The sequence below is a fragment of the Bacillus sp. Marseille-P3661 genome (assembly GCF_900240995.1).
In the GTDB taxonomy this organism is placed as follows: domain Bacteria; phylum Bacillota; class Bacilli; order Bacillales; family Bacillaceae_J; genus OESV01.
Window position 1 is genome coordinate 1653120 of record NZ_LT965953.1, and the last position, 24636, is coordinate 1677755.

Below are 24636 nucleotides of genomic sequence, written 5' to 3' on the forward strand. Positions count from 1 at the left end.
CTATCCCGACCAAAGGAGATGAAAACGATGGTATATACATCATTGAATCATATTCAAGGAAAAAAAGGAAGTCGATGGGCACAATTTTTGCGAGACATTGGAACTGAGAACTTATTAGTCGTGGCAATAGATGCAGCTAAATTTACTCATAAGGCAATGGTTTGTAACTTTTATGGGGATATACTTGTTAAACCTTTTGAGTTTGATGCATCCATGACGGGATTTGACGCTATTAAAAGAATCATTGAAATTGAAAAAGAGAAACATGGGAAAGAAAAAGTGATTGTCGGTATTGAAACAACGGGGCACTATTACGAGGACCTGGTACGGAGATGTCATACTGTAGGTTATCATGTACGCATCATAAATGCAGCCACAACCGCACAAGAACGACAAGCGCTCTTAAATTGGGCGAAAACAGATAATTTAGATCTTATGGCTATTGTACAATCTATCCTTCATGGTCGAGGGACGTCTAGTGAACTATCTTCTGGTAAAGTTTACACTTTACAAAAGTTAACACGTGCTCGTCGTGAATTGGTAAACGAACAAACCATGACGCAGAATCTTATAAGAATGCACATGGACCATATTTTTAGGGAGTACCAAGGAAAAAGTATATGGATTAAGGGAAAGCGTGAACATATAAAACCCTTTTCTGATCTATTTGGTAAAGCCTCCCTCTTCATGATGAGAAACTACCCGCATCCAAGCGATATACTAGCCCTTGGAGAGGCAGGCTTACGCAAACTATCTATTCGTGAAAACCTTAAATTAAGAGACGATTGTATAAAGACCTTAGTAGAGTTTGCGAAAGAATCCATTTCTCAATCAAAAGACCATGTGGAAGTGGAACTATTTCTTCTGACCCAAAAACTTGATCGATTGGATTTATTAAAGGAACAGATCAAGGTCTTAGAGGAAAAGATTGAAGATTTGTTCGTAGAAACAGAAGGTGCAATGATTCTTAGTGTACCAGGTATTGGGGTTGTGACCGGGGCTGAATTGTTTGCAGAAATGGGGGAAATCTCCGATTTCACTCACGCGGGGCAACTTATAAAGATGGCAGGGACGAATCCGATTGTCAAACAATCCGGCGGTAGAAAACCGACGTATTATGGTATTTCTAAACAAGGGAGGAGACCTTTTAGGAATATTGTATATCAAGTGGGAAAATCCTTGTCTACCAACAATCCTGAAATGAAGGAGAAATATCTAGCTTTAAAAGATAGAGGTAAATTAACCGGTCAAGCCTATATTGCCATTGGAAATCGAATGATTCGTCTAGCCTTTTCAATGATTCGTAATCAAACTTTATACCAAACAAGACAAGAAAACTATGTGTTATTAAAAGAATTAAGCAAAAAGCTACGAACTAAAAATGTAAAAAAGTTTTATGAAAAGCACGTCTCGTTATCAAGTGGCCTATCAGCATAGTTAAAAGATTAGTTGTCATAAAAAAATTACTTTACTAACACTTGTTTTACTAGAAAAATGGAGCTCCTCTAGGACGTTAGATCACATTGTCATCGAACCTGAGGCTAATGACCTCGTGGGACAGCGTTATGGATCTTGTCCTATAAGTACGAATAATACGTGAAAATCAAAGTTTATATCGCTAGGCAGTATCTCTGTAGGATGAAAAAAGCAAGATCCTTTCACGTTCTAGAGGAGCTCTATATATACTTTTCTGTGATAGTTGAACTTTACGAAAAATGGAATTTGTAGGTTTTACTTAAGGTCGGCCTTTTTTAAATAAAAATGTCCCTTGACTTATTTACCATTATACGCTGTCCCTCCGACCCGGAATTAAACTTTGTTAATCCAGCCAATAAACACATCATACTAATTGCCCACAAAATTCCTGCTGAACCTAGACGCATAGAAGCGACCTCTGAAGCCATTGATTGATGCGTATTTGAATTCACTTTCATAGCATTTAAAAGTGCAATTCCTGCAAAAGAAAAAATAACAAAATGTGCAATAATTAGGTTATATGCACTTTTATAACTTTTATTTCTTATCCTCAATGTAATTACAGTGATTAATGAAACTACCATAAAAAATGAAAATCCCCAAACTAACATTGGATATACTTCTTGCTCCATTGGCATCAATATACACTCCTTTACAATAAACTGTCTCAATAATACGTGTAGTGAAGGAATTTAGGGTAACCGCTGCCATTTTTTCTTTTTTCAACTATTAAAACTGGCTAACCTGAATTAGATCCGTTAACTTCATGTTTTTTGTTTCCTTCGAAGAACGAAAGTCAACACTACTAATAATATAGGTATTCAATCAACTAGGCACACCCCGTTTTCGGCTCCATTGTTGCTCTTTTCTATTTTACAACCCGTTTAACTTAATATATATTCATACTCTTAATCTAAAATAAATAACTCATTCACAGAAATGTAATTTATTAAACTTTTGTTTCCAGCAAAACACCTTTTAACTCAGCAACGCTATTCACAATATGTGTAGGCTTTGAGTGGCATAACTCTTCAAATGATCCATATCCATAAGTAACTCCAATAGAATCAATTCCAGTATTAGAAGCACCAATAATATCGTGTTTCCTGTCACCTATCATAATGAAGTCACCAAGTTTATGTTCATTATATTTACCTAGTATGTATTGTATAATTTCAGTTTTTGAAGCTCTTGTTCCATCAAGATAACTCCCTACTATCATCTCAAAATATTGATCAATATTAAAATGCTCAAGAATCTTCTCAGCAAAAACAGTTGGCTTTGAAGTTGCTACAACTAAGGTAAACCCTTGTTCTTTTAATGACTTTAAAAGTAAAGGTATCTTCGAATATAACTCATTCTCATACATTCCCTTTTCCTTAAACCTCTCCCTATAAAAATCAATTGCTTTAGGTATCTGAACCTCATCAAAGTTATAATATTCAGCAAATGACACATGTAATGGTGGTCCAATAAAACATTCTAGTTTATCAAGATCAGATTCAACAATGTCCATTTTTTGTAACGCATATTGAACTGATTTAGTTATTCCTACTTTTGGATCAGAAAGAGTTCCATCTAAATCAAATAAAATTACTTTATACTTATCCATGTAATACTCCTTTCTAGTAGTTAACTAAATTTTACCACAAAGAGTATATTTTCGTTTAATCCTTGCAATATTAAACTACTAAAATATTTCTAAACATTTTATAGTGTGTCGCGCCAAGAATTCAAATACAACACTAAGGTAATTTCAATAAAAAAGCTCAATTTCTCTTTCTAAAAATAGAGAAATTGAGCTTTTATTCGTTATTAAATCTAGAATTTACAATAAAAGGATATAAATACTTTATAAATCTGTTACCGTTAACTTCAAAACTCGCAGCAGCCTTTATTTTGTTTGTGAAATTGAATGAACTAGTTGTATCAGTGCTTCGCTGATTGGCGTAACTGGGCGACCAAGAACTTTCTCAAAATCATTGCTTTCAACTTCTAGTGTACCGTTCCGAATGCTTTCTTGAATTCCTACTACAATTGGAATCAGAAAATCAGGTAAACCTAAGCCTTTCATGATCTCTTCATACTTTTCGTCGCTTACTTGTTGGACAGGTATTTCTTTACCCAATACATTTCCTAGAGAAGAAACTAATTCTTCTTGAGTTAAAAGAGGACCAGATAGTTCATACACTGTATTTTCGTGACCCTTTCCAACAAGAACCGCTGCTGCTGCATCTGCGTAATCTTGTTGTAGTGCCCAGCCTACTTTACCCTCTCCAGCAGACGTTACCCATGGAGCACCTGCCATAACACCTTGAATGCTGCCGATTTCGTTTTCCAAATACCAATTGTTACGCAAGAAAGAATATGGGATACCCGTCTTTATAATTGCTGCTTCTGTCGCTTTATGAGGAGGAGCCATTAAATTTTTGCTTTCTGTTGCATTTGCTAAGCTTGTGTAAACAATAAATTTTACCTCTGCACGCTCAGCTGCACGAACAGCATTAGTATGTTGATGAATTCTTGTTTCATTGTCGCCATCGGCAGAAATAATTAATAAGCGGTCAATCCCTGAAAAAGCATGTTCTAAAGTTTCTGGACGGTCAAAATCTCCATGACGAACTTCCACACCACGAGCACGAAGTCCTTCTGCTTTCTCTGGATTTCGAACACTTACTGCCAGCTCACTTGCAGGAAGAGATTTCAATAATGATTCTACAACCTTTGAACCCAATTTACCTGTAGCTCCTGTAACTAATATTTTCATTTTAAATTCCTCCCATTCAATTTTACCTGTAACAACATTGATTACATGTATTTATTTTAGTTACCTGTATTCAATTTGTCAACAGGTAGTATAGTATATAATTTTTTTGTAAACTGGTATACTATACTTGTAATCAAACTAATTACATGATAATGAAATTAATTTAAAAAGGAATAGTTAATAGGGATGGTGACTGAACATGTCCATCAGCAGCCGATTCGCTGTTGGAGTTCATATATTGACTCTAATTGAATTAAATAAAGAAAGAGTAGCATCTTCTGAATTTTTAGCTTCAAGTGTTAACACGAACCCCGCCGTGATCAGAAAACTAATGGGGATGTTAAAAAAAGCTGGCTTGATAGAGGTACATCCAGGTATTGCAGGAGCCAAACTCGCAAAGGAATTATCAGATATTACACTGTTCGACGTTTATAAGGCAGTGAATGTTGTACAGGAGAAAGAATTGTTTAGCTTACATGAAAATCCAAATCCTGAATGTCCCGTAGGTAGGAACATCCAGAATACAATTGAACCAATATTCACAGCAGCACAATTGGCAATGGAGAAGGTTCTAAGAAATGTTACTTTAGATGATGTTGTGAAGGATATTGCTACTAAAGAAAATTTCTGTTAAAAGGCATTCCGATCGAATGTCTTTTTTCATTGATATTCAACATCAATAAGAAAAAGCCATTCTCATTATTGAAGAATACTCCCCCTTAGCTTAACAAACACTCCCACCTCGATTAGATGTTGAGCCGTCCCTTTTATTAATATAAATGAATTTCTCAATACAATCATTACCCAGGATTTTAGTATGAATGATCCAATTTCCATTTTTGCGTTCTGTTTTACTTATATACCAAGTATCCGTATTTCCCTCTTGAACATACTTTAATGCAATCTCCTTAGCTTGTTCTAATTCGATTTTATTTCCACAACTACTTAATAAAAAAACGAAAGTCAAGAGTAGTAAGTATTTTTTACCCATATATACCCCCCAACAATTTTACATTTTAAAACAATCAAAAATAAAATTACCGTTCCTGCTTTACTAAACGCCCTCGCTGCCTCAGCAATTTTAGCTTGTTCTGCATTAACAACGTCGATAATATTCAATAAACATATTAACCTTCTACCATTTTTAAATATGGTATCTCTTCTCCTTTAACTATTGCTATGTATGCTGGTGTATCTGTTTCGAATATCTTTGTTCCCATTGGTAATTTGTTCGCTGCCCCATCTTTAAATTGGGATGTCCTATCTGCTTGTTTCGTAATTACACCAACTTCCTCACCTAATTCATATTCCAATTCTGTTACCCACTCCACATCTTGTGCATTTGAAAAAACATACCCATCAAGTACAAAAATATCAGCATTTTCGTACTTTAGATAATCTATTGGTCTTGGGTTGCCGGTAGATGGGCCACTTAAGCGTGAGTAGTCACTATTACAACCAGCAAAAAAGATATTCAAGAAACAAAGTAGTGGTAAGATTTTTGCAAAATTCATTACGAACCTCCTAGAATAACAGACGACTTAACTTTAAAAGAGTTACAATTCAACCAATCCATTATTCTACCCTTTACCACAACAACAGCTACTTATCCCGCGAGAACCAGAGGGACAGGTCCACTGGCCCGTTCTATTTGTTGAAGGCCACCCTACCTGTCCCTCTGGTTACATCCCAAGTACAATCATAAAATTAATAATAAACCAACTGCTATAATCCTTTCTCTTAAAAATCTGCCAATCAAAACCATACACACCTATGAATACGTGGGGAAAATATCTATTACTTTGTTAAATCGCTATAGAAAAAAACCAACATAGAAAAACAACAAAATTAATAGAGAAATCTGTTGTTTAGATTCTTAGATTGTATGTTATGCTTCTTCTTCGATGAAGGTAATACATGATACCCATCATGAATTCTCCGCCAATCAAATTTCCAATCGTAACAGGAATGAGGTTATTTATAATGACGCCAAAACCTATGAACATGCTAGCTAGTACACTTCTTGCGATATAATTTGTTTTGAAAGTGACCAACCGTTAATAATAACTTCAAACTAAACTTGATTAATTAAATATCGCGTAAAAAGTCATTTCAGATAACAAAAATATCCAAGGTTCTCATGATAGTAAAGATCAAGGGGAGAATAAAAAAGAAAAAATGTTCAAGGGAGGTTCATATGAAAGGAAGCGTAAACAGAGTTGTCTTGGTCGGAACAGGATTTGTGGGTTCTAGTTATGCCTTTGCTATGTTGAATCAGGGCGTAACAGAAGAGCTAGTATTAATCGATTTAAACAAGGAAAAATCAGAAGGAGATGCCATGGATTTAAATCACGGACTACCTTTTGCCCCCGCACCAACAAAGATATGGTTTGGAGATTATAAAGATTGTAGAGATGCAGATCTTGTTGTTCTGTGTGCAGGTTTGAATCAAAAACCTGGAGAAACTCGTCTCGATTTAGTAGAAAAAAACACCAAAATATTCAAAAATATTGTTGATGAAATTATGATAAATGACTTTAATGGAATTTTTCTAGTAGCAACGAACCCAGTTGATATATTAACTTATGTGGTTTGGAAACATTCAGGTTTTCCAAAAGAACGAGTAATTGGTTCAGGAACTATTTTAGATACAGCTCGCTTTCGTTTCTTGTTGGGGGATTATTTTAATGTGGATACACGAAATGTTCATGCCTATATTATCGGCGAGCATGGCGATACAGAATTGCCAGTTTGGAGTCACGCAGTTATCGCAGGAAAAACGATTGCAGATTGGAATCGGATGAAAAAGAACTTCAACCAAAGCGATTTAGAGGAATTGTTTATTAATGTGAGAGATGCAGCTTACCACATTATCAAACGCAAAGGAGCCACGTATTACGGAATTGCAATGGGGTTAGTCAGACTCACAAAAGCCATTTTGGAAAACCAAAATTCAGTATTGACTGTTTCGACTTATTTGGATGGAGAATACGGTCATAAGGATATATTTATTGGTGTTCCTGCAATCGTAAATCGGTCAGGTATTCGAGAAGTAGTTGAAATTGATTTAGATGAGGAAGAGAAAAAGAAGTTCGACCATTCGGTACAAGTATTAAAGAAAACAATGGAACCTATACTCGATTAATTACAGAACCAGAGGGACAGGTCCACTGGCCCGTTTTTACTTGCTTAGGACCACCGTACCTGTCCCTCTGGTTCTCCCTCGTTATTATCGAATGAATTCATCTATTACATGTAAAATGGTTGGGATTGTGGCATGGTCGGCAGGTTCTAAGTCAATATGTTGCCAAAGAATCTCTCCTGAGGTATCAATTAGCCACGTTCCTCCTAGTTGATATACATCCTGTCGAAACATGGCGTTTTTCACGATTTTCATTTGTTCAGGATCTTTCGGGAAAATTTCTCGTATTCTCCCAGCAAAAAGATACTGGCTCATTATTTTTACTGATTTTACAATAGAAACTCGCTTTAGTGGAAGTTCTTTATATGCATTGAGGTTTGGATCACCTAAGATTTTATAAGGATAAGGACCATAGACTTTTAAAAACTGTTTTATTTGATCTGAGTCTGCTGGAACAACAGCGATAATCGATACTCCTTTATTTTGAATAGTATCTACCTGCTCACGCAACTGCGCGAGGAAATTCCGACAAATCGGTCAACCTATATGCCTTAATAATACTAAAAGAATAGGTTTTTCCTTAATCAAATCAGACAATAGAACTTGCACATTTTGTTCTTCAGTAACAAACCTGTAATTCATCTCAACACTCCTCAAACTTGAGAATAAACCTGATTAATAGTATCACAATCTTATATATTTTATTACAAAAGGTTCAGAATTTAGTATTGCTTTTTTATTATTTATTACCTCGATTGTATATTAAGCGATCGGTTTAATTAAACCATCGCCCCCAGTAGTTATTGCATTTCACAGAATTCTTTTTAAGAGTTAAGAAACGGAAACCATTCCTGTAGTGTAAAAAGCTTACATATTTTCAGCTAATTAATATTTAGCAAAAACACATGTTAGCGAAGTAATGGTTCCAATGTTCTGTTCACTATCCTATATATTTCTACTTTATCTTCCCTACTTAAAACTTTAGAATGAACCATCATTTCGATCTATAGTTTTTCAGAAGTGGAATTTATGAATTCTTTCCCCCTTAACATTTATTCAAATTTAGTAGATTGGCTAGCTGCCCAAATAACAATGGGAATAAGCAGTAATGAAAGCACAGTACAAACAATTGAAAGAGTTGCATAACTAGAATGTGCTACAACCATTCCTGATAAGCCTCCTCCTAAAGTTCCCGACAAAGCAATACAAACATCTACAGAGCCCTGCGTCTTAGCTCTTGTAGAAGGTGGAGTTGAATCTACAAGAATTGCTGTCCCACTAATTAAACCAAAATTCCAGCCAAGCCCAAGTAAAGCAAGTGCTGTTATGAGTACACCCATTGAATCCGCAGGTCCTATAGCAGCTAAAATGCCAGAAACAAGTAGCGTAATGGCAGAAGCAATTGCCATAACAGAACGGCCAATTTTATCTACAAGAAAACCAGTTACTAACGACGGCAAAAACATAGCACCTATATGAAATCCAATAACAAGTCCTACTTCATCCAAACCATGTCCATGGTGTCCCATATGAATGGGTGTCATTGTCATAATTGCCATCATCACCAATTGAGTTAGAACCATTACTGCAGCCCCTGTAAAAATCCCTCGCCTGTTGATCGATGACGAATTAGACTGTTCCCCTAAAGGTAAATTACCGCTTGTTGTTTGAGCATCTGATATTGCTTTTGCAACAATAAAGGGATCAGGACGAAGTAAAAAGAATAAAACTAAACCAGCAAGTATATACGCTGCAGCAGCTAATATAAACGGACCAGCTAAGGTAGGAATTCCTATGGATGACGCAAACTCACCCATTATATCCGCAAGATTTGGCCCTGCAATAGCACCGAATGTGGTGGAAACCATGCCCATGCTAATAGCCTTTGCTCTTTGTGTTGAGTTTGCCAAGTCAGTTCCTGCGTAGCGTGCTTGTAAGTTTGTAGCCGTTCCAGCCCCGTAGATAAGCAATGAAATAAATAAAAGTAGAATGCTATTCATTAATGCAGAAATAACTACTCCTATGGCCCCGATACCTCCAGCCAAAAATCCTACGGTAAGTCCAGTACGACGACCAAATCGCTGAGAAAATCGTCCCACAAGGAGTGCAGCCCCTGCTGACCCCAAAGTAAATAACGCCGTTGGAATTCCTGTTATACTTTCTGTACCAAACATATCTTGAGCTAGAAGTGCCCCCACTGTTATTCCTGCTGCAAGTCCTGCTCCACCAAAAATTTGGGATATAACAACAACAATTAACGTTCTTTTATATAATTGTTGTTGTTTATCTGAAGAATTTATGTAGCTTTTTAACTTAGATGAATGAACGTCAAACACTTTTTCATATTCTTTAGGTAACACAACCTATCCCACCTTTCTAATCTATTACTTATTTAGCTCCAAATAGATATGAATCATCGTAACACGCACAAAAAAACCATACAATGCTATAATTGTATGGCGAACAATATATTAGCTAAGACCGCTTAGTAAACGTTTAAGGATAATTAATCCTCGCTCAAGCTCTCCAATCGTTTCCGGTGCACAGACAGCAACCCTTACAGCCCTCTCTGGACAACTATTTCCAACTACAAAACGTTCAGCTGCATACACTTGTACCCCCTGCTGTGCAGCTAACTTTTCAAATTCAGCACCTGTAATTTTTCCAGGTAATAACAACCAACGGAAGATGCCTGTATCAACACCTAAACACGTATAGTCTGCCAAATATCGATTTACGACTTGGTTTCTGCGAATAGTTTGTTTTTGATGCTCCTCAATTAAGACTTCAAATTGGTTCGATACAATAGTACGTGCACCCAGTTCTGCTAGTAACGGGGAAACTGATACATTTAAATTATAAAGTGCCTTTGAAATTGGCTCCTTAAATTGACTCGGAACTGCTACATAGGCGAGTCGTAACCCCGGCGCTATTGATTTCGATAAGCTCGCAATGTAGATGACCTGTTCTGGTGCAAAAGATGCAACTGCTGGAAGTGGTTCTTTGTTGAGGAGATGATACGACGCATCTTCAATAATGAACTGATTATGCTTTTTGGCAATTGCTGCAATCTCTTTTCGATTCTCGACAGACATAAAGCAAGCTGTCGGATTATGATAATCTGGAATCAAATAAACGCCTTTAATATTGTCATTTTTGCACGCATATTCCAAGGCAGTGGGACTCATTTCATAGTTCACTGATTTTATCGGTACTAATTGCACACTAAGCATCGCTGCAACAGTTTTTAAACCAGGGTAAGTATGATAATCAACTCCAATGCGATCTCCAGGCTTGCAAAGACTAGCCAGTGTGGCAGCAATCGCATTTTGACCCCCATTTGCAAATAAAATGTGATCAACTGTTGTTTCAAACCCACCTCTTCGGATTAACTTTATAGCTGCATCCTTTTGCCAAAGGCTTTCGCCTGCACGACCATAACTAAACCATTTTTCATAATCGGTTTCTTGTAGCATGTTTTTCAATTGGAGTAGTAGTGGCTCGTATGAAGCATTATCTGGTAGTGTCGCTCCCATTTCAATTAAATGTCTCGGCTTTTTATCTTCAAGTAAATACGAATTCGATAACGCATCATACGATACAAATGTGCCACTTCCAACAGTGGCACTTAACAAGCCCTTTAACTCACACATTTTAACCGCTTTTGAAATGGTACTCAAATTTAAATCTAAATAATCTGCCAGTTCTCGCTGTGGAGGAAGTTTTGTACCAGGTAATAAAACTCCGTCTAAAATATCCTGTTCCAATTGCCCTGCGAGTGCTTGATAAATTGGCTTTTCAGTTTTATCAATCGATGGTTTCCAGCTCATCGGATAATTTTCAAAAGAATTAATCGGCATGATATGCATCCTTTTTTATACAATTTTTTAATAATTCAGCATCCTTTATTATAACCCCTTGTCCCTTAATTGCACTAGGGCAGGTTAGTATTAGGACATTATTTCTCTAATGCCCTTCAGCGGATTGATAGCAGTGCTCCTTACAGCATTAGAGGAATTTCCCTTCTATTATCCATTGGAAAGTTCATATATTTTTGATGCTGTATCAGATTTGCGTGCACAAAGATCGGATACAGTCTTAGTTCAAAAGTTTTCAAGCTTTTTACCATTAAAAAAAGAGAAACCGTAGCGGCTACTCTTACTTACAAGCATTTTGGTTTTTCTGATGAACTTTTGTGACTTCTTCTAACACTTTTTCTATAAGGTGAATAACTTCTTCTGGCATTTCAATTCCATCCCAATGAAGTCCTCTCTTACTACACTCTTCTTTAAGTCTATTTTGAATGGACACCTCAATATTTCTCTCATCTGTAAGTCCTAATATATAATCAACCGATACACCATATAATTTGGCCAAACTTTTTAACTTATCTAATGGTGGTTGCCGGTATTTTGTTTCGTAGGATGCATAGCTGGATTTTTTTATTCCAATAATTTTGCCAACATCTTCTAACGTATACCGATGCTCTATTCTAAGTTCTTTTAATCGCTTACCATACATATTTCGCCCACTACTTTCATCTGCATTTTAAAACTGATTTTATATACAGAATTCTACAAAAAGAGTATATGTATACTAATTTAAAACACAAATAGCAAAGTTTATGATAAGGTTTCCCGATTATAGTAAAAAATTCAGAAGATAAGCTATGTCTCTGTGGAGATTAAGTTATTAGATAATCTATATATTTCATCTTCATAATCCAAAACCAATTGTTTTATTTGCTCAATTTGAATGTTATTCGGCTTCTTTCTTATAGTTTGAAAAAGTGCAAATGTGCCCATTATTGAATCATGTTTAAAAAAAGGAATTGACAAAACTGATTGAAAACCTCTTTCTTCAGAGAAATGTCTCTCATGAATACATTGTGGATCTGATAAAATATCAGAGTATACAATTTCTTTCGAAGCAATAGCTCTTCCACAGACCATTTCATGAAACAGTTGCTTATCATTTATCTCATTAAAAAAATCAAAAAAGTGTAGAGGAATATTCGGCGCAGCTCCATGATAGATACGATTTTCCTCTTTCACATAAAAAAGAATAGTAGCAAAACTATTAGGTATTAATTCTTCTAAATCAATACATAGTTTCCCTAACTTCATTTTTGCATCTATTACCATAAATTGTTCATCGGTAATTCCATTATTAATTAAAGACTCTAGATGGATTCGAAGATTACTCTCTTTTTTGGCAAGATAGGGATTAATTTTTGTTAGCAAATCTTTTATTTTTTTGTTAGTGGCAAAATCTTTCATAAAGACTACTATATTCTTATCCTTCATTAATTTCCTCCATTTTATAATCTCAACAAGGTACTTTTACCAAATTTGTACAATAAGGACGAATATTACGATTATATTTTGTACGCTTTAAGCGTACCAAATATTATAAAAACAGGCAAGATAATACTGTAAATGTAAAGATAAGATATACTATTTACCTATTAATACAACCAGAGGCAAGCCAGAGGGACAGGTACACTGGCCCGTTTTTACTATTTACTTGTTGAGGACCACCGTACCTGTCCCTTTGGTTCTTTGGTTCTTCTTTGGTTCTTTGGCTTGAAATTAGTTAGTGAGGATATGGCTCAGGAAGGAGCTGATTCCTAATGGCGTGGATCTTTTTAATGTTACTATGCGGTCAAGTAGCAGTTTATTTTATACTTGTAGGTAAACATACAGGTATTCCATTTTCCAAATGTCCCTGCAACTGGAAAAAACGTTAGGTTTTCACTATGATGCTGTTTCAAATAGCTGACAGCGATGAAATGATATTCTTCGGCAACTTAACTCTTTATTTCTAAAGATAAATAATATGTGACTAGGGGCCCTTTAAGGAATTATCTTTCTAAGACTAGTTATTCAGCAGGTTATATCCAAAAACCATCCTAATCTTGTACCCTATTATTCTGATCTTATAATATTAACCTTGACCTTTACACAATTAAGGAAAAGAACTGACGATCCATGTTAATCTTTAATTCTTGCATATGTTAGTTAAAGATTATTCCCAAGTGTTCAACTAGTATTTTAATCCCTATTAATATAAGAACAAAACCACCAAAAAGGCCTGCTTTCTTTTTTAATCTTTCTCCACTTAGCTTTCCAATAAAAATACCTATTATTGACAATACGAACGTAGTAACGCCTATACAAATTATTGAAAACAAAATAGATACATTTAAAAACGCAAAACTAACACCAACCGCTAAAGCATCTATGCTTGTTGCTAAAGAAAGGTAAAGTAATACTTTATTATTTAGTGGATTAATATAAGAATCATTTTCTTCATTTTTAATGGAATCATAAACCATTTTTACCCCAATTATTCCTAACAGAAAGAATGCGATCCAATGATCAATGTTTTTTATATAAAAAGTAAACTGACTACCAAAGCCCCATCCAACTAAAGGCATTAATGCTTGAAACAAAGTCAGAAAAAGACCAATCTTTAAGATATTATTTACACGAAATTTTTCCTTTAAAACCGTACCACTAGTAATCGAAACTGCAAATGCATCCATTGCAATTCCAAAAGAGATCATTAGAATTCCACTTAAATTCATTATTTCCGTCCCCACATAGTCAAATTTTATTTCTTAATTAGATTAACATCTGCTGATGGAGTGGGTCTACGGAAATCTTGTTGCATTAGGGCAAAACACAAAATCATTCTTCCAAAAAAGGATTTAAATAACACCAAGAAACGTTCAATAACAGAAAGTTTAACTAACCCATAATGTACAAAGAACCAGTTAGGATCAACATGAATTAACTAGAGCTATGATATTTACCATATGAAAGACTAAAACATTGATATGAATGGTTCTATTTAGTAATTGAGTTTCACTTTACACTACTCGATATAAACATGGAGGCATCCTGATTCATAAAAATTCTATGCCCATGATAGAATGTCTTCATTTCAATTGATTTAAATCCAACTTCGGATAATCTTTCTTTCAGTTCGTCATGCGAAAAACCGTTATGAACTTTCGGATGATTTATTTGATCGTTTTTGTCAAAATCAATAATAATTAGCTTGCCGCCATTATTTAAAATGCTAAACAATTCTTGTAAAATTTTTTTAGTATCTGGAATATGAAGAAGGACTAGTGACATTAGAACTATGTCTGCCGCAAGTTCAGGCGTTTCTTGAGTAAAATCTGAATAAAGTACTTTAGCGTTCGTAATTCCTTTGTGAGAAATTTTAGCTTTCGCAACCTCCAACATTTGTTTTGATGAATCTACCAATAAAATAGAATCTACTAAATCTGATAATTCGAGACTAACTAGACCTGTACCACTCCCATAGTCGATCAAAGATTTTGATTTACTATTTTTTAATTCTGATCTTACTTCCTTAACAATAACTTTAGCTAATTCAATTCTTTCTTCTGTATCATATCTTTGGGCCATCTCTTCAAATACGTTATTTTCCATAGTCACTCCCCTATTTATTTAAAATTAAAGTTATAGTGGTCATTATAACAAAAAAGGCACGATTCCCTCAGTCTCCCCCTTTATTATAGCCCCTGATGGGCGTGGAAAGATACATATTACCATCTCGTATATTCCTTCTTATCAAAACTAATGTTGGATGGCCCACTTCTGCTTATTAGCAATGGAGAAGCTAAACAATAAAAAGATACTAAGCTTTTTTCCATTCTAAAATTTTGTCTGTCAAGGTCATATATTAAGCTTAGTACATACATATACAATAAAAATATCTTCCTATTCAAAAGGTATAGTGTAGACGTTCTTGATTTTTGTCTTATTAAACAGAACAACCTTCTATATATCGCTGAATGACTATTGGGGTATACTTCCATTTTAAATTTTCCTCAAATATTTCATTTTGTGGAGGGTAGAAGGTTATTTAATTATTAAAAAGTTAACCCTGCCCTAAGACAGAGTTAACCTAAAACTATAAAATCTTAATAAAGTGAAACTAAACAGAGGGGATTTTTATTTTTACCAAAAGATATAACCTACTACCCTCTTTATTCCCCACTGTGGAAAGAAAGTGCATAACACTGCGCCAGCCCATTCATACTATTTAATAAATCCGCTGAGATATTGATATAATTCCTCTAATTCTTTCTCTTTTGCCACAATACAATTCGGATATTGTTTAACATCGTTGACACTAGTTATTTTAAAATCATTTGGAGTAGGTAGTCCAGATGCACAAATCACCAAATAATCAGCATTAAAAATTAATCCTGTAATTGCTGATGTTTTGAGCGTCATCAGACCCATTGTTCTTCCTGCAAATAATCCCTTGACTGCACTTTTCCCGCCAGTTCGGTCAATGACAATCTTATTCTCATCAATGATCACATTGGTTCCCGATTTCAATTCGAAAGTCTTCATGTACACCCTCCTCCATTGTATACTGTGATTATTTTCCCAACAAACGTGAAAATTATTATATAAGAAAATAATTTGGAGACGTTGACAGGTTTTACCTTCGATGTTTAACCAGCTTGACGGGACAAGGGGACAGGACAAGGGGACAGGTCCATTGACTTAGATAAACGATGATCCAGCAGCAAACTGGATTACCGGTATTGCTCTTTAATGACGATCAATGAACCTGTCCCTCTGGACCACCTCTGGGGACCATGGACTGCCATTACCTAAATGGTAAACTGAAAATATAACCGATATAGAAAAACAACTCACGTAAGAAAAACGGAACTTTACTTTTTAATGTCTTATATACAGAACTTTGCGTAGGCGATGAATATGCTTCCATACCTATGTTTTTTGCCATTAAGATTGCTCTTTTCATATGCAATGGGTCGCTAACAATTGTAAATGTGTTGAAGTTTTTTTCAACAGCAATTTCATAAGCGTATTTTAGGTTCTCTTCTGTGATTTGTGATTTAGTTTCAATCAAAATATCTTCAGCATTCACATTGTTTTCAATCGCGTAATCCCTTGCAACCTCAGACTCTGCATATTTATCTAATTTTCCCTTGCCGCCAGTAAAAATAATTTTATCTACATAATCATTCTTATAAAGCCAGATAGAATGATTTATCCTCTCGCGTAAAACAGGAGATGGTTCATTATCCCAAGCTGCAGCACCAAGTACAACAGCGACATCTGTTTTTTCTAAATGAACTTCGTCACTAAAAGACCAAATACTAATGGCTGAATAGCTAATAAAAATAAAGAAAATAACCATTATGGCAAAAGCTAATCTTAACCCTGATTGTTTGTTCAATTTAAATCAATCCTTTACAATATCGCGGGTGTGAACTCGTCATCAAACAGACATGCTCCTTCCTAATAACTCGGTCTTTTGATGCTCCATCACGTTTACGAGGTTTTCATTCTCCACTTTACAATTCCCCATATCAGAGTATAAAAATAAGTCTCGTCCATTTCAACAATTCCGGAAAATTTTTCAAAATCAATTTATTTTAATGCTGTTAATTATATTAATTAGGCCACGGGGAACCTGTCTCTGTAGATCAAATTCCCCTCCAAAATAGGCAATCAATAAATAACAACTAGGTATATATCTACATATTTTAATAAGGTAATTACTGAGTTTAGAAAGAGGGGAAAGAATTTGTTTTATAGAGAAATAGGAAGAATTGGACCTCGTTATTCACAGCTACCAATTCCTAATCCGATTAACCAATCATTACTTCAAGGGATTCTAGGTCAAGCATTAAACCAATTACCAGGGCAAGTCTACCCACCCTATACGCCTCCGACACCAAGTATGCAACCTTTGCCGTACCAACCCATTTACACTCAACCTACAAGCCAACCCATCAGTCCGCCTTTACAAGGAATAGGTCAGGGAGGATTGCCTGCACGCCCTCCTGCTACGACACCAACCAAGCCATACTTAGCTCCCGGAACGGAAGCGATTGTTGATGTTAATACTCTAAACGCTTGTTTAAGGAAATGCACGTTTGTATGGCTTAAAAATGGCTCTGCATTCTGGACCTGGATTAGTCAAGTTCAACCAGGTTCCTTATCAGGATATTACTGGAACGGTTACCAATGGACTCAATTAAACTTACAAATGCAACAAATAGAGTATTTTAAATGTTTCACCTGTTAGGAGGAAAAATTACATGTTTTATTATCAATTCGTTCCACCTTATAGATGGTTCCCATACGCCTATCGTCCACACTATCTAGTATCTTATCGTCAGAATACAGGAGTATGGTGTGATCCGGTAACAGGTCAATGCTTTGAAGGAGCTACTGATGCTGCGAGTTTGCCACCAACCACTACAACACAACCACCTATTCAAATTGATGCACCATCAACGATCCCAATACAACCACCAACTATGCCGCAACAGCCTATTCCCATTACTACACAACCACTACCAATCTATGAACCACCAATACAAACAAATCAACCAATCTATGAACCACCAATACAATCAAATCAACCAATCTACGAACCACCAATTCAAATTACTCCTCCATTTGAGCCTAGTTATGAACCTCCTATCCAACAATTACCAACCCAACCCATTTATGAGCCACCGTTTGAAGGAGTAACAGAAGGTGTTGCTGTACCGACAAAAAAAGTACCAGGGCAACCATCTACTGATGATGTCATATACCCTAAAACTCAACCGCCAATGAATAAAGAGTTAACAGAGATTGTTCAAAATGGCAGACGTTATCAATGTCAATGGGTCTACCAGTGCAAACTGATTGAGGAGACTGGTCTACCTGGAAAACTAGAGCCTGGGCCAAATGAGGATGTTATGGATCGATTACTTTGGGAAGAGGATGAGTTTCCAGAATTCAAAGTAGGAGCTTGCACGAATGTGGATAACTGTATTCTTTCACGTAATTCAACCTTGCGTATTATATTTAGAGTCATTTTTCCAAAGGATGCATCTGAAGCAATAAGAAAAGAAATTGAAGATTGTTTCAAAGTCGCCGTTGCTGCAGCTGCTGCAGTTGTGGCTGCAGAAATTGCTGTGATTGAAGCAGCTCCGTACTCTAGCCCAGTTGTACTTCCAAATTTATTAGAATCAGCTCTTGTTGCCGGAAAAGAAGCATTTATTAAGTGTCTCAAGTCAAAAGCAAATGCAAAAACCGTCATGAAATACATTAAATACAACGTGTTCCATGAACAGCATAGCAATGAGGATTGGTCAACTTTAAACGGGCAAGAAGTACTGAGAATGCTTGAACTGATGTATCTCTATTATACAGGTCTTATTTTCCTTCCAGGGGTCGACTCGTTTGCTGACCTAGGAAAAAAACTTGGTGTAGATGAACAAGGTATTACGAATTTCTTTAAAGATCCAGCCGGAACGGTGAGCAGGCAATGGGAAAAATTAAAATCAGCAACTGGCGATATCAAAATAGGAGGCGATGTGGGAAAAGCAGCTGAAAGCTTAAAGAAGAAAATTGGCTGGTAGTTTCATGACTAGGAACCAACGTGAATAAAGAAGTGTTCTAAGTAAGAATTCAATAATCGAAAAAATCCAAGGTGTCCTTGGTTTTTTTTCGTTTACGGACAGTTCCAACGACTCCATGTTAGATAATTTTCTGTTTAAGCCCATGGCCCCTCCCCCTGGACTGTGTAAATAATGATAATTAGTTGTATAAACGATTAATGTCCCACTTTTATAAGAATAAGAATTACCTCCGAGGTTAGAATTATGTAGAAAGGATATTTAAGAATTGATTTCAATTGGAGGTATTTATTTGAATGACAAATTAACAGAAAGTGAGTTTCAAGAGATTATCCGTAGAAGGAGTAGCGGTGAGATAAGCTTTTCCCAATTCTTAACAGAATTGTCCCAAAGTGGCATAAATGAATACGAAATAGAAGTCGCTACCGGTCAGGCCACATATAAAGGAGTTCATTCGGAATTTAAAACAGATTCCCAAGTAAGTTTGGTTATTTCAAATAAATTTAATAGAGAGAAGGTTCTTAGGGCAATCGCTAACATCTCTCTGCCCTTCATAGACTTCTTAAAAGAGATTGCCGAGGCCGGAATTGTAACCTATCGTGTGTACATACCCGCGAAAACTGTTACTTATATTGGTATTGGAGAAGAAAAAATTGAAGAACAACTTAAAGTTTAAAGAAAGGGACAGAGGGACAGGTCCATTGACTCAAATTGAGCATGGTCCAGCGGCTAACTGATTGGTTTAATAGTATAGCTATTTTAAGCAGGGTCAATGAACCTGTCCCCCTGGACAACTCTGATATGATGTTACCTAACATAATTATTCACATTCTATTTTTTATTGGTTTTGCATTCATCACTATGTTTGAAACAACTATTCACTTGTTTCTGTTTTGGATTGTAAATGTATTAAATTTATTTGAAATACCTGTAATTGGGCTATTGTTTTATCATTTCATTCATAATTTACAAGTATCTTACTTGGTTATGTGGGTATTAGTAGGCATAGTTATTTACTTTCGGTCAATTAAGAAATAGCAAAGAATTAAGGGAAAAGAAACAAGAAAATTAATAGGACTTGTAAAGAGTAGGCTTTTATATTAGAAAATAGAAATTTACTAAGATAGAATTTTGTCTATTCTTATACAATCCTAAACCGTAAATGCACCCGTTGTATAATCAACATTCCTATAATTTTATAATTACTTCTCTTCAATATGATAGATGAGTTGAACAACTCCAGAGGAAAACGTTCTTGAATCAACCAGTCTGAGGTTGAGTTTCTTTTTTATATCAACAAACAAAGGTCTTCCTTCTCCCAAAATAACAGGATGTATAGATAATCTAAATTCATCAACAAGTCCTAGATTTACAAAAGTTGTAATAAGACCTGCCCCTCCATATAGCCAGATATCTTTACCGGGCTTACTTTTTAATTTATTTACTTCTTCGTGAATTTTATCGTTTATATAAACCGCCGCTTTATTATCAGTCCCTTTTTGTGTTCTAGAAAACACATACTTTTCTTTACTTTGAATGATTTCCCACATTTCTTTTTCTGTATCAGAATGTTTTTCTGGAGTATACTGTCCCCATAATTCGTAGCTTTTTCTTCCATATAAAATAGTATCGATTTGATTTAGGAAATTATTGAACCCCATCTCGGAATCCATAATGCACCAATCAACTTCCCCATTTTTCCCTTCAAGAAAACCATCTAAAGTAACTGCTAAATCTAAAAGTATTCTTCTTTTTCTTACGTTAGTGGACATAACTCTTTCTCCCATTTTTCGTTTATTTTCCCTATTTTACAGTAGAAAGTTTCTTCTCTCAACCTGTCAAGGAAGGCGCAGTTCTACTTTTTCACAAATTCTTTTAGTGCTTTAAAAGGTCAAATTTAGACTAATCTTTATTATAAAATTTTCTCATTTTTTGGTCATTGCTAACTCACTTCGGTCCTCCGCTAAAGGAGGTTGCTCAAGCCAACCATACTTAATCATTAGATCCATCCAATTATTTCCGATTAATAAATCCCCTGAGATCGCTTTTATGTATTTAGGTGTAAGGTCTCTCCTTGGTGAGGACGCCCACCCCGTACCGTAATATACCTTTGCAGTCGAGAACAAAAAACCAATTTGAAACATCATAAGTTTATCAGAAAAAGGAGCTGTCGTGGAATCGGTGATTTCCGCCTCAAAAGTAGGTGGGGTGGGCAGGTTTTCTACATTCAAAATTTCATGGAACATTTGAATATTACTTTCTTTAGCATTCTCTGCTTTTAAGAAGAAGTCGCGAATTTTCTTTGATTTGGCCACTTGACTAAAAGCAACTATTAAGGCTTTTGCCATAATACTTTTCTTTAGATTAAAATAAATGTCAGTAATTTCTATACAACTTAATGGTCTTTTATCTCCAAACCATCCCGTTAAAAAATTATGATCTTTTACAAAATCTGAACTTTCAGGTGGTAAAACCACTGGTGAACGGTAGTATAACCCTTTTTCTAACAAAACGTCCTTCGTTCGATTACATAATTCTACTGCAGAAACGTTACATCTAGTAAAATAAGCACGGACGTCAGAACGAGAACATGTAGTAACTGCCCCACTATACCCATGACAGCCATGAATAGACATAATATTTAAATAATGTAGACATAAAACATCAGAAAAAAGACGTGGAGCAGTTAGCACCAAGTCATTATCGGTAAATCCTAAGGACAGAGGGATAAGGACAGAGGGACAGGTCCATTGACTTAGAAAACCATGGTCCAGTAACTAACTAATTCCTAGTTTGGCTTTTCTAAGACGGTCAATGAACCTGTCCCCATGGACCACCCCTGGACCACTCACTTAAGCAGCTTTATTTGATTGATTAGAATCCTTCTGGCTAAACAGTTGATTTATTGACAAAAACTTACTACCCGTGATTGCTAGAAATATAGCCATTGCCATAAATGCCAGATCTAATTCATAACCTGCCATTTGTCCATTACCCAATAAACCCACGGAAAGTTTTACTTTTAGTATTGCGCCAATCATTAATAGTGCATACAAAGCAGCTACAATCCTAGTGGCAAATCCAATAATTAAGGCAATACCTCCGATAACTTCAAGCCATGCAACTCCATAAGCCATAAATCCTGGCAATCCAATACTACTAAACCAACCTACGATATTTTCAATTCCACCCTGAAACTTTACAATTCCATGAACCAAAAATAATGCGCCTAATGTAACTCGTAAAATGAATGCCCCGATTTCGTTTTTTAATGTCATTGTTGTTCTCTCCTCATTTATGGTTTATTTATAAATCTCAGTACTGATTATTACTAATTCGAGGTAAATGATAAAAAATATATAATTCCCTCTTTTTTTCATTGTAAAATTACCCTTGCTTATCGAAAAATACGACATGCCTTTTCTCAAAATCATATTGTTAATACAGCGAAGTTCATAATTTAATTTCAGTTTCCATTTGTAAAACCTCCTCATATATAACTTTATAAATAATAAAATATTTGCTTTTTCAAAGTTTTCTTTTATGAATCTTTGTTCTCTTATAAAATACCAAACATAAAAATGACTGTCAATTATTTTTTGTTAATATGAAATAAAGTTCAATATTTGAAAACTATTTAAGTGTACATGGATTCCAGCTCTAAAAAAAAAGCTGTGCACTTGAAATTGAAAAAAACTGTTACCTAAACTATAGTAGCCCTCAACAAAGCCCACGAAGTTAACATTCCCCCACGATATTCAAAATGAAAGTTTCTCAAAATAAGACCACAGAAGTAGAGGGAATTAAGACTTCGGCTCATTATAGATTATTCAGCCCCCTATTATAATGATGTGTAGAAGAAAGGGTAAGGCACTTTTTGATAAAAAAAAAGTTTTTTAAATAAAAACAAGAGAGATACTTTGGAGGGTAGGAGAATGAAAAAAATTGGGCCTAAAGGTATGAAGTGGCTAAAGATAATCCACGTTTTTCTAGTAGTCTTATTTTTCGGAGGAATTTTAAGTTCTTTGGCTTTAAATCTTCATATTGATTTCACAAATTATGATGAGTCCTACCTGGGCTATAAAAACATTGTCATCATCAGCGATAATATTGTTAGATGGGGGGCGATTGGAACATTACTAGTGGGTTTTACATACGGATTTTTTACTAACTGGGGTTTTTTTAAGCATCGATGGGTTGGTGTAAAATTTGTTCTTTATTTGATTCAAACAATCATTGGGATTTTTGTTATAGACAAGTTAATGCTAGCTAATATGGAATTATTGGAAACTCAAAAAGAAATGGCATTAACTAATCCAATCTTTATTCAAAATCACGAGATAAGACAATTCGCGGTCTATTTACAAGTTCTAGTTACAATTTTCATACTTATTATTTCGTATTTAAAACCTTGGAAGAATAAAAAGCTTCCTTCAAAACCAAGTTAAATTTTACTTTAGGACGCAGGTCCATTGACTCAGATAAACCATACTCCAGCGGCTAACTACATTACTGTTATGGCTTTTCTAAAACGGTCAATGAACCTGTCCCTCTGGACCATCCCTCTGGACCAACATGGACTATTTTGCATTCTCGTCTGGTTGATGAATACCAAATATATTTCCTTCGGTATCCATATAATATCCCTGCCACGCCATTCCAGGCAAAGCATATTTAGGCAGCGCGACCTTCCCACCATTATTTAGGATTTTAGACTCAATTGAATCGTAATCTTCCACTCCCATTGTACAAGCATAGCCATTCAAAGCTTGATTTGGTTCTGGTGGAGGACTTTGTCGTTTCATCAAAGCTCCATTTATTCCAGGTTCTTTTGCATCACCAGTCACTGCCCCAAAATAAGGCATGCCTGCAAAATCGCTCCAATCTTCAAATGTCCATCCGAATACTTCTCCATAAAACTTTTTAGCACGTTCCATGTCATCCACATGAATTTCGAAATGCACAAGTCTTCCCATGATTTCCTCCTAATTGCAAGCAAAGTTTATTTTCCCATAGACCTAGTATGTATTCTATTAATCCTGTTCATACTCCTCGGAATTAAAAGATCCCTTAAACATACAGTAGAAAAAAAGTCCTACCCCTCGGTTCACTACACCATTAACGTCCCAGTGGAGGGGAAGGAACCATAAATCCTAGTCTATATTGTTTTACCCTTTTTCTTAGCATCTGCATCTAGGCCCGCTCCGATTGCAATACCCATACTCATTCCAATTGGTATTCCTAATCCAATATTATCAAAGATAGTTAATCCAAAAAGGACCCCAAAGCTTATCCCCACGGACATGAAAATTGTTAGATAATATCCCTCTGTCACTAACTTATGTTTCTTTTGGAGGTGTGAGACAATATCATTGATAGATTGTTTGTATTGGTTATAGTCAGTTTCATCTATCCGGTCAAATTCCGCTCCTAGTTGTATGAAAGTATCCTTTAATTCAATCAGATATTGCTGACAATCCTTACAGCTTGCGGAAAAGGTACCAAGCTTTTCAATAACTCATTCACATTTATCTAAATCAAGCTGTTTTGAAAATTCTTTACTAATGGCTCTCCTGAGTTTCCTTAGGATTGATTTTATATCATCTACATGGTTTTCCAATACATCGTCTCCTTATAAGAGAACTATTACTTTGTCATTCTATTTACAATTAAATTCTTTTTTCTCTTTATCATTAACCTTGACACATTTTTCACCTGTTAAGCATGCTGGTTCTTCCATCTGAAGGCACCAAACAGTTAATATTATTGGCAATTAATTGATTTATTTTCATAATGAATGGACATAGAGAA

General features: G+C 35.4%; 26 protein-coding genes. 7 read left to right on the forward strand and 19 right to left on the reverse strand.

The window, feature by feature from the left end:
• Positions 1-27: 27 nt before the first annotated feature.
• The gene (locus tag C1724_RS07700) at positions 28-1437 is read left to right on the forward strand and encodes an IS110 family transposase (protein ID WP_102344753.1); all 1410 of its coding nucleotides are present in this window, start codon (positions 28-30) and stop codon (positions 1435-1437) included.
• Between the two features lie 314 nt (positions 1438-1751).
• Here C1724_RS07700 and C1724_RS07705 read toward each other — a convergent pair whose 3' ends face one another.
• The 3 genes from C1724_RS07705 to C1724_RS07715 all read right to left on the reverse strand — a co-directional run bounded on the left by C1724_RS07705 (position 1752) and on the right by C1724_RS07715 (position 4243).
• Complete coding sequence (locus tag C1724_RS07705; RefSeq protein WP_102346107.1) at positions 1752-2114, reverse strand: hypothetical protein; 363 nt, start codon at positions 2112-2114, stop codon at positions 1752-1754.
• 311 nt (positions 2115-2425) lie between these two features.
• Positions 2426-3088, reverse strand: coding sequence for an HAD family hydrolase (locus C1724_RS07710; protein ID WP_102346108.1), 663 nt, complete (start codon positions 3086-3088; stop codon positions 2426-2428).
• A 282-nt stretch (positions 3089-3370) separates the two neighbouring features.
• Positions 3371-4243 carry an SDR family oxidoreductase gene (locus C1724_RS07715; protein ID WP_102346109.1) on the reverse strand — a complete coding sequence of 291 codons (873 nt, stop codon included), beginning with the start codon at positions 4241-4243 and terminating at the stop codon, positions 3371-3373.
• A gap of 199 nt (positions 4244-4442) precedes the next feature.
• Between C1724_RS07715 and C1724_RS07720 the strand changes: the two genes are divergently transcribed.
• Positions 4443-4877 carry an Rrf2 family transcriptional regulator gene (locus tag C1724_RS07720; RefSeq protein WP_102346110.1) on the forward strand — a complete coding sequence of 145 codons (435 nt, stop codon included), beginning with the start codon at positions 4443-4445 and terminating at the stop codon, positions 4875-4877.
• A 90-nt stretch (positions 4878-4967) separates the two neighbouring features.
• Here the strand turns inward: C1724_RS07720 and C1724_RS07725 are convergent, their stop codons facing one another.
• Together C1724_RS07725 and C1724_RS07730 are read right to left on the reverse strand one after the other, a co-directional pair.
• Complete coding sequence (locus tag C1724_RS07725; RefSeq protein WP_102346111.1) at positions 4968-5234, reverse strand: hypothetical protein; 267 nt, start codon at positions 5232-5234, stop codon at positions 4968-4970.
• A gap of 136 nt (positions 5235-5370) precedes the next feature.
• Positions 5371-5757, reverse strand: coding sequence for a hypothetical protein (locus C1724_RS07730; protein WP_102346112.1), 387 nt, complete (start codon positions 5755-5757; stop codon positions 5371-5373).
• 683 nt (positions 5758-6440) lie between these two features.
• Here C1724_RS07730 and C1724_RS07735 point away from each other — a divergent pair.
• Entirely contained in the window at positions 6441-7388 is a 948-nt protein-coding gene (locus tag C1724_RS07735) for an L-lactate dehydrogenase (protein ID WP_102346113.1), read from the forward strand.
• Between the two features lie 84 nt (positions 7389-7472).
• On the opposite strand, the gene C1724_RS07740 is transcribed toward C1724_RS07735, so the two are convergent.
• From C1724_RS07740 to C1724_RS07785, 9 genes are all read right to left on the reverse strand, one after another.
• On the reverse strand, positions 7473-7919 hold the full coding sequence (locus tag C1724_RS07740) for a peroxiredoxin-like family protein (RefSeq protein WP_102346114.1): 447 nt from the start codon (positions 7917-7919) through the stop codon (positions 7473-7475).
• A gap of 518 nt (positions 7920-8437) precedes the next feature.
• Positions 8438-9745 carry an MFS transporter gene (locus tag C1724_RS07745; protein WP_258000303.1) on the reverse strand — a complete coding sequence of 436 codons (1308 nt, stop codon included), beginning with the start codon at positions 9743-9745 and terminating at the stop codon, positions 8438-8440.
• Between the two features lie 111 nt (positions 9746-9856).
• Positions 9857-11245: an aminotransferase-like domain-containing protein gene (locus C1724_RS07750; protein ID WP_142386529.1), complete on the reverse strand. Its 1389-nt coding sequence runs from the start codon at positions 11243-11245 to the stop codon at positions 9857-9859.
• 298 nt (positions 11246-11543) lie between these two features.
• Positions 11544-11906 (reverse strand): helix-turn-helix domain-containing protein, encoded by a 363-nt coding sequence (locus C1724_RS07760; RefSeq protein WP_102346117.1) that lies wholly within the window; start codon positions 11904-11906, stop codon positions 11544-11546.
• Between the two features lie 146 nt (positions 11907-12052).
• On the reverse strand, positions 12053-12691 hold the full coding sequence (locus C1724_RS07765; protein ID WP_102346118.1) for a GAF domain-containing protein: 639 nt from the start codon (positions 12689-12691) through the stop codon (positions 12053-12055).
• A 710-nt stretch (positions 12692-13401) separates the two neighbouring features.
• Positions 13402-13974 carry a manganese efflux pump MntP gene (locus tag C1724_RS07770; protein ID WP_102346119.1) on the reverse strand — a complete coding sequence of 191 codons (573 nt, stop codon included), beginning with the start codon at positions 13972-13974 and terminating at the stop codon, positions 13402-13404.
• A 280-nt stretch (positions 13975-14254) separates the two neighbouring features.
• Positions 14255-14851 (reverse strand): class I SAM-dependent methyltransferase, encoded by a 597-nt coding sequence (locus tag C1724_RS07775; protein WP_102346120.1) that lies wholly within the window; start codon positions 14849-14851, stop codon positions 14255-14257.
• A 612-nt stretch (positions 14852-15463) separates the two neighbouring features.
• Positions 15464-15784, reverse strand: coding sequence for a hypothetical protein (locus C1724_RS07780; protein WP_102346121.1), 321 nt, complete (start codon positions 15782-15784; stop codon positions 15464-15466).
• Positions 15785-16046: 262 nt separating this feature from the next.
• Positions 16047-16604: a YdcF family protein gene (locus C1724_RS07785; protein WP_102346770.1), complete on the reverse strand. Its 558-nt coding sequence runs from the start codon at positions 16602-16604 to the stop codon at positions 16047-16049.
• 390 nt (positions 16605-16994) lie between these two features.
• On the opposite strand from C1724_RS07785, the gene C1724_RS07790 reads away from it, so the two are divergent.
• The 3 genes from C1724_RS07790 (at position 16995) to C1724_RS07800 (ending at position 19501) form a co-directional block, all read left to right on the forward strand.
• Positions 16995-17498 (forward strand): hypothetical protein, encoded by a 504-nt coding sequence (locus C1724_RS07790; RefSeq protein WP_102346122.1) that lies wholly within the window; start codon positions 16995-16997, stop codon positions 17496-17498.
• A gap of 13 nt (positions 17499-17511) precedes the next feature.
• Positions 17512-18828, forward strand: a complete 1317-nt coding sequence (locus C1724_RS07795) for a hypothetical protein (RefSeq protein WP_102346123.1) — start codon at positions 17512-17514, stop codon at positions 18826-18828.
• 289 nt (positions 18829-19117) lie between these two features.
• On the forward strand, positions 19118-19501 hold the full coding sequence (locus tag C1724_RS07800) for a DUF1398 family protein (RefSeq protein WP_180994170.1): 384 nt from the start codon (positions 19118-19120) through the stop codon (positions 19499-19501).
• A 526-nt stretch (positions 19502-20027) separates the two neighbouring features.
• Here the strand turns inward: C1724_RS07800 and C1724_RS07810 are convergent.
• From C1724_RS07810 to C1724_RS07820, 3 genes are all read right to left on the reverse strand, one after another.
• A complete protein-coding gene (locus C1724_RS07810) occupies positions 20028-20597 on the reverse strand; it encodes a dihydrofolate reductase family protein (RefSeq protein ID WP_102346126.1) in 570 nt (189 codons plus the stop codon).
• Positions 20598-20750: 153 nt separating this feature from the next.
• Positions 20751-21599: a DUF3231 family protein gene (locus C1724_RS07815; protein ID WP_308410494.1), complete on the reverse strand. Its 849-nt coding sequence runs from the start codon at positions 21597-21599 to the stop codon at positions 20751-20753.
• 78 nt (positions 21600-21677) lie between these two features.
• The gene (locus tag C1724_RS07820) at positions 21678-22103 is read right to left on the reverse strand and encodes a DoxX family protein (protein WP_102346128.1); all 426 of its coding nucleotides are present in this window, start codon (positions 22101-22103) and stop codon (positions 21678-21680) included.
• Between the two features lie 657 nt (positions 22104-22760).
• Here C1724_RS07820 and C1724_RS07825 point away from each other — a divergent pair.
• Positions 22761-23273 carry a DUF2269 family protein gene (locus C1724_RS07825; protein ID WP_102346129.1) on the forward strand — a complete coding sequence of 171 codons (513 nt, stop codon included), beginning with the start codon at positions 22761-22763 and terminating at the stop codon, positions 23271-23273.
• Positions 23274-23405: 132 nt separating this feature from the next.
• Here C1724_RS07825 and C1724_RS07830 read toward each other — a convergent pair whose 3' ends face one another.
• Together C1724_RS07830 and C1724_RS07835 are read right to left on the reverse strand one after the other, a co-directional pair.
• A complete protein-coding gene (locus C1724_RS07830) occupies positions 23406-23801 on the reverse strand; it encodes a VOC family protein (protein WP_102346130.1) in 396 nt (131 codons plus the stop codon).
• 182 nt (positions 23802-23983) lie between these two features.
• The gene (locus C1724_RS07835; protein WP_258000305.1) at positions 23984-24160 is read right to left on the reverse strand and encodes a glycine zipper family protein; all 177 of its coding nucleotides are present in this window, start codon (positions 24158-24160) and stop codon (positions 23984-23986) included.
• Positions 24161-24636 lie beyond the last annotated feature (476 nt).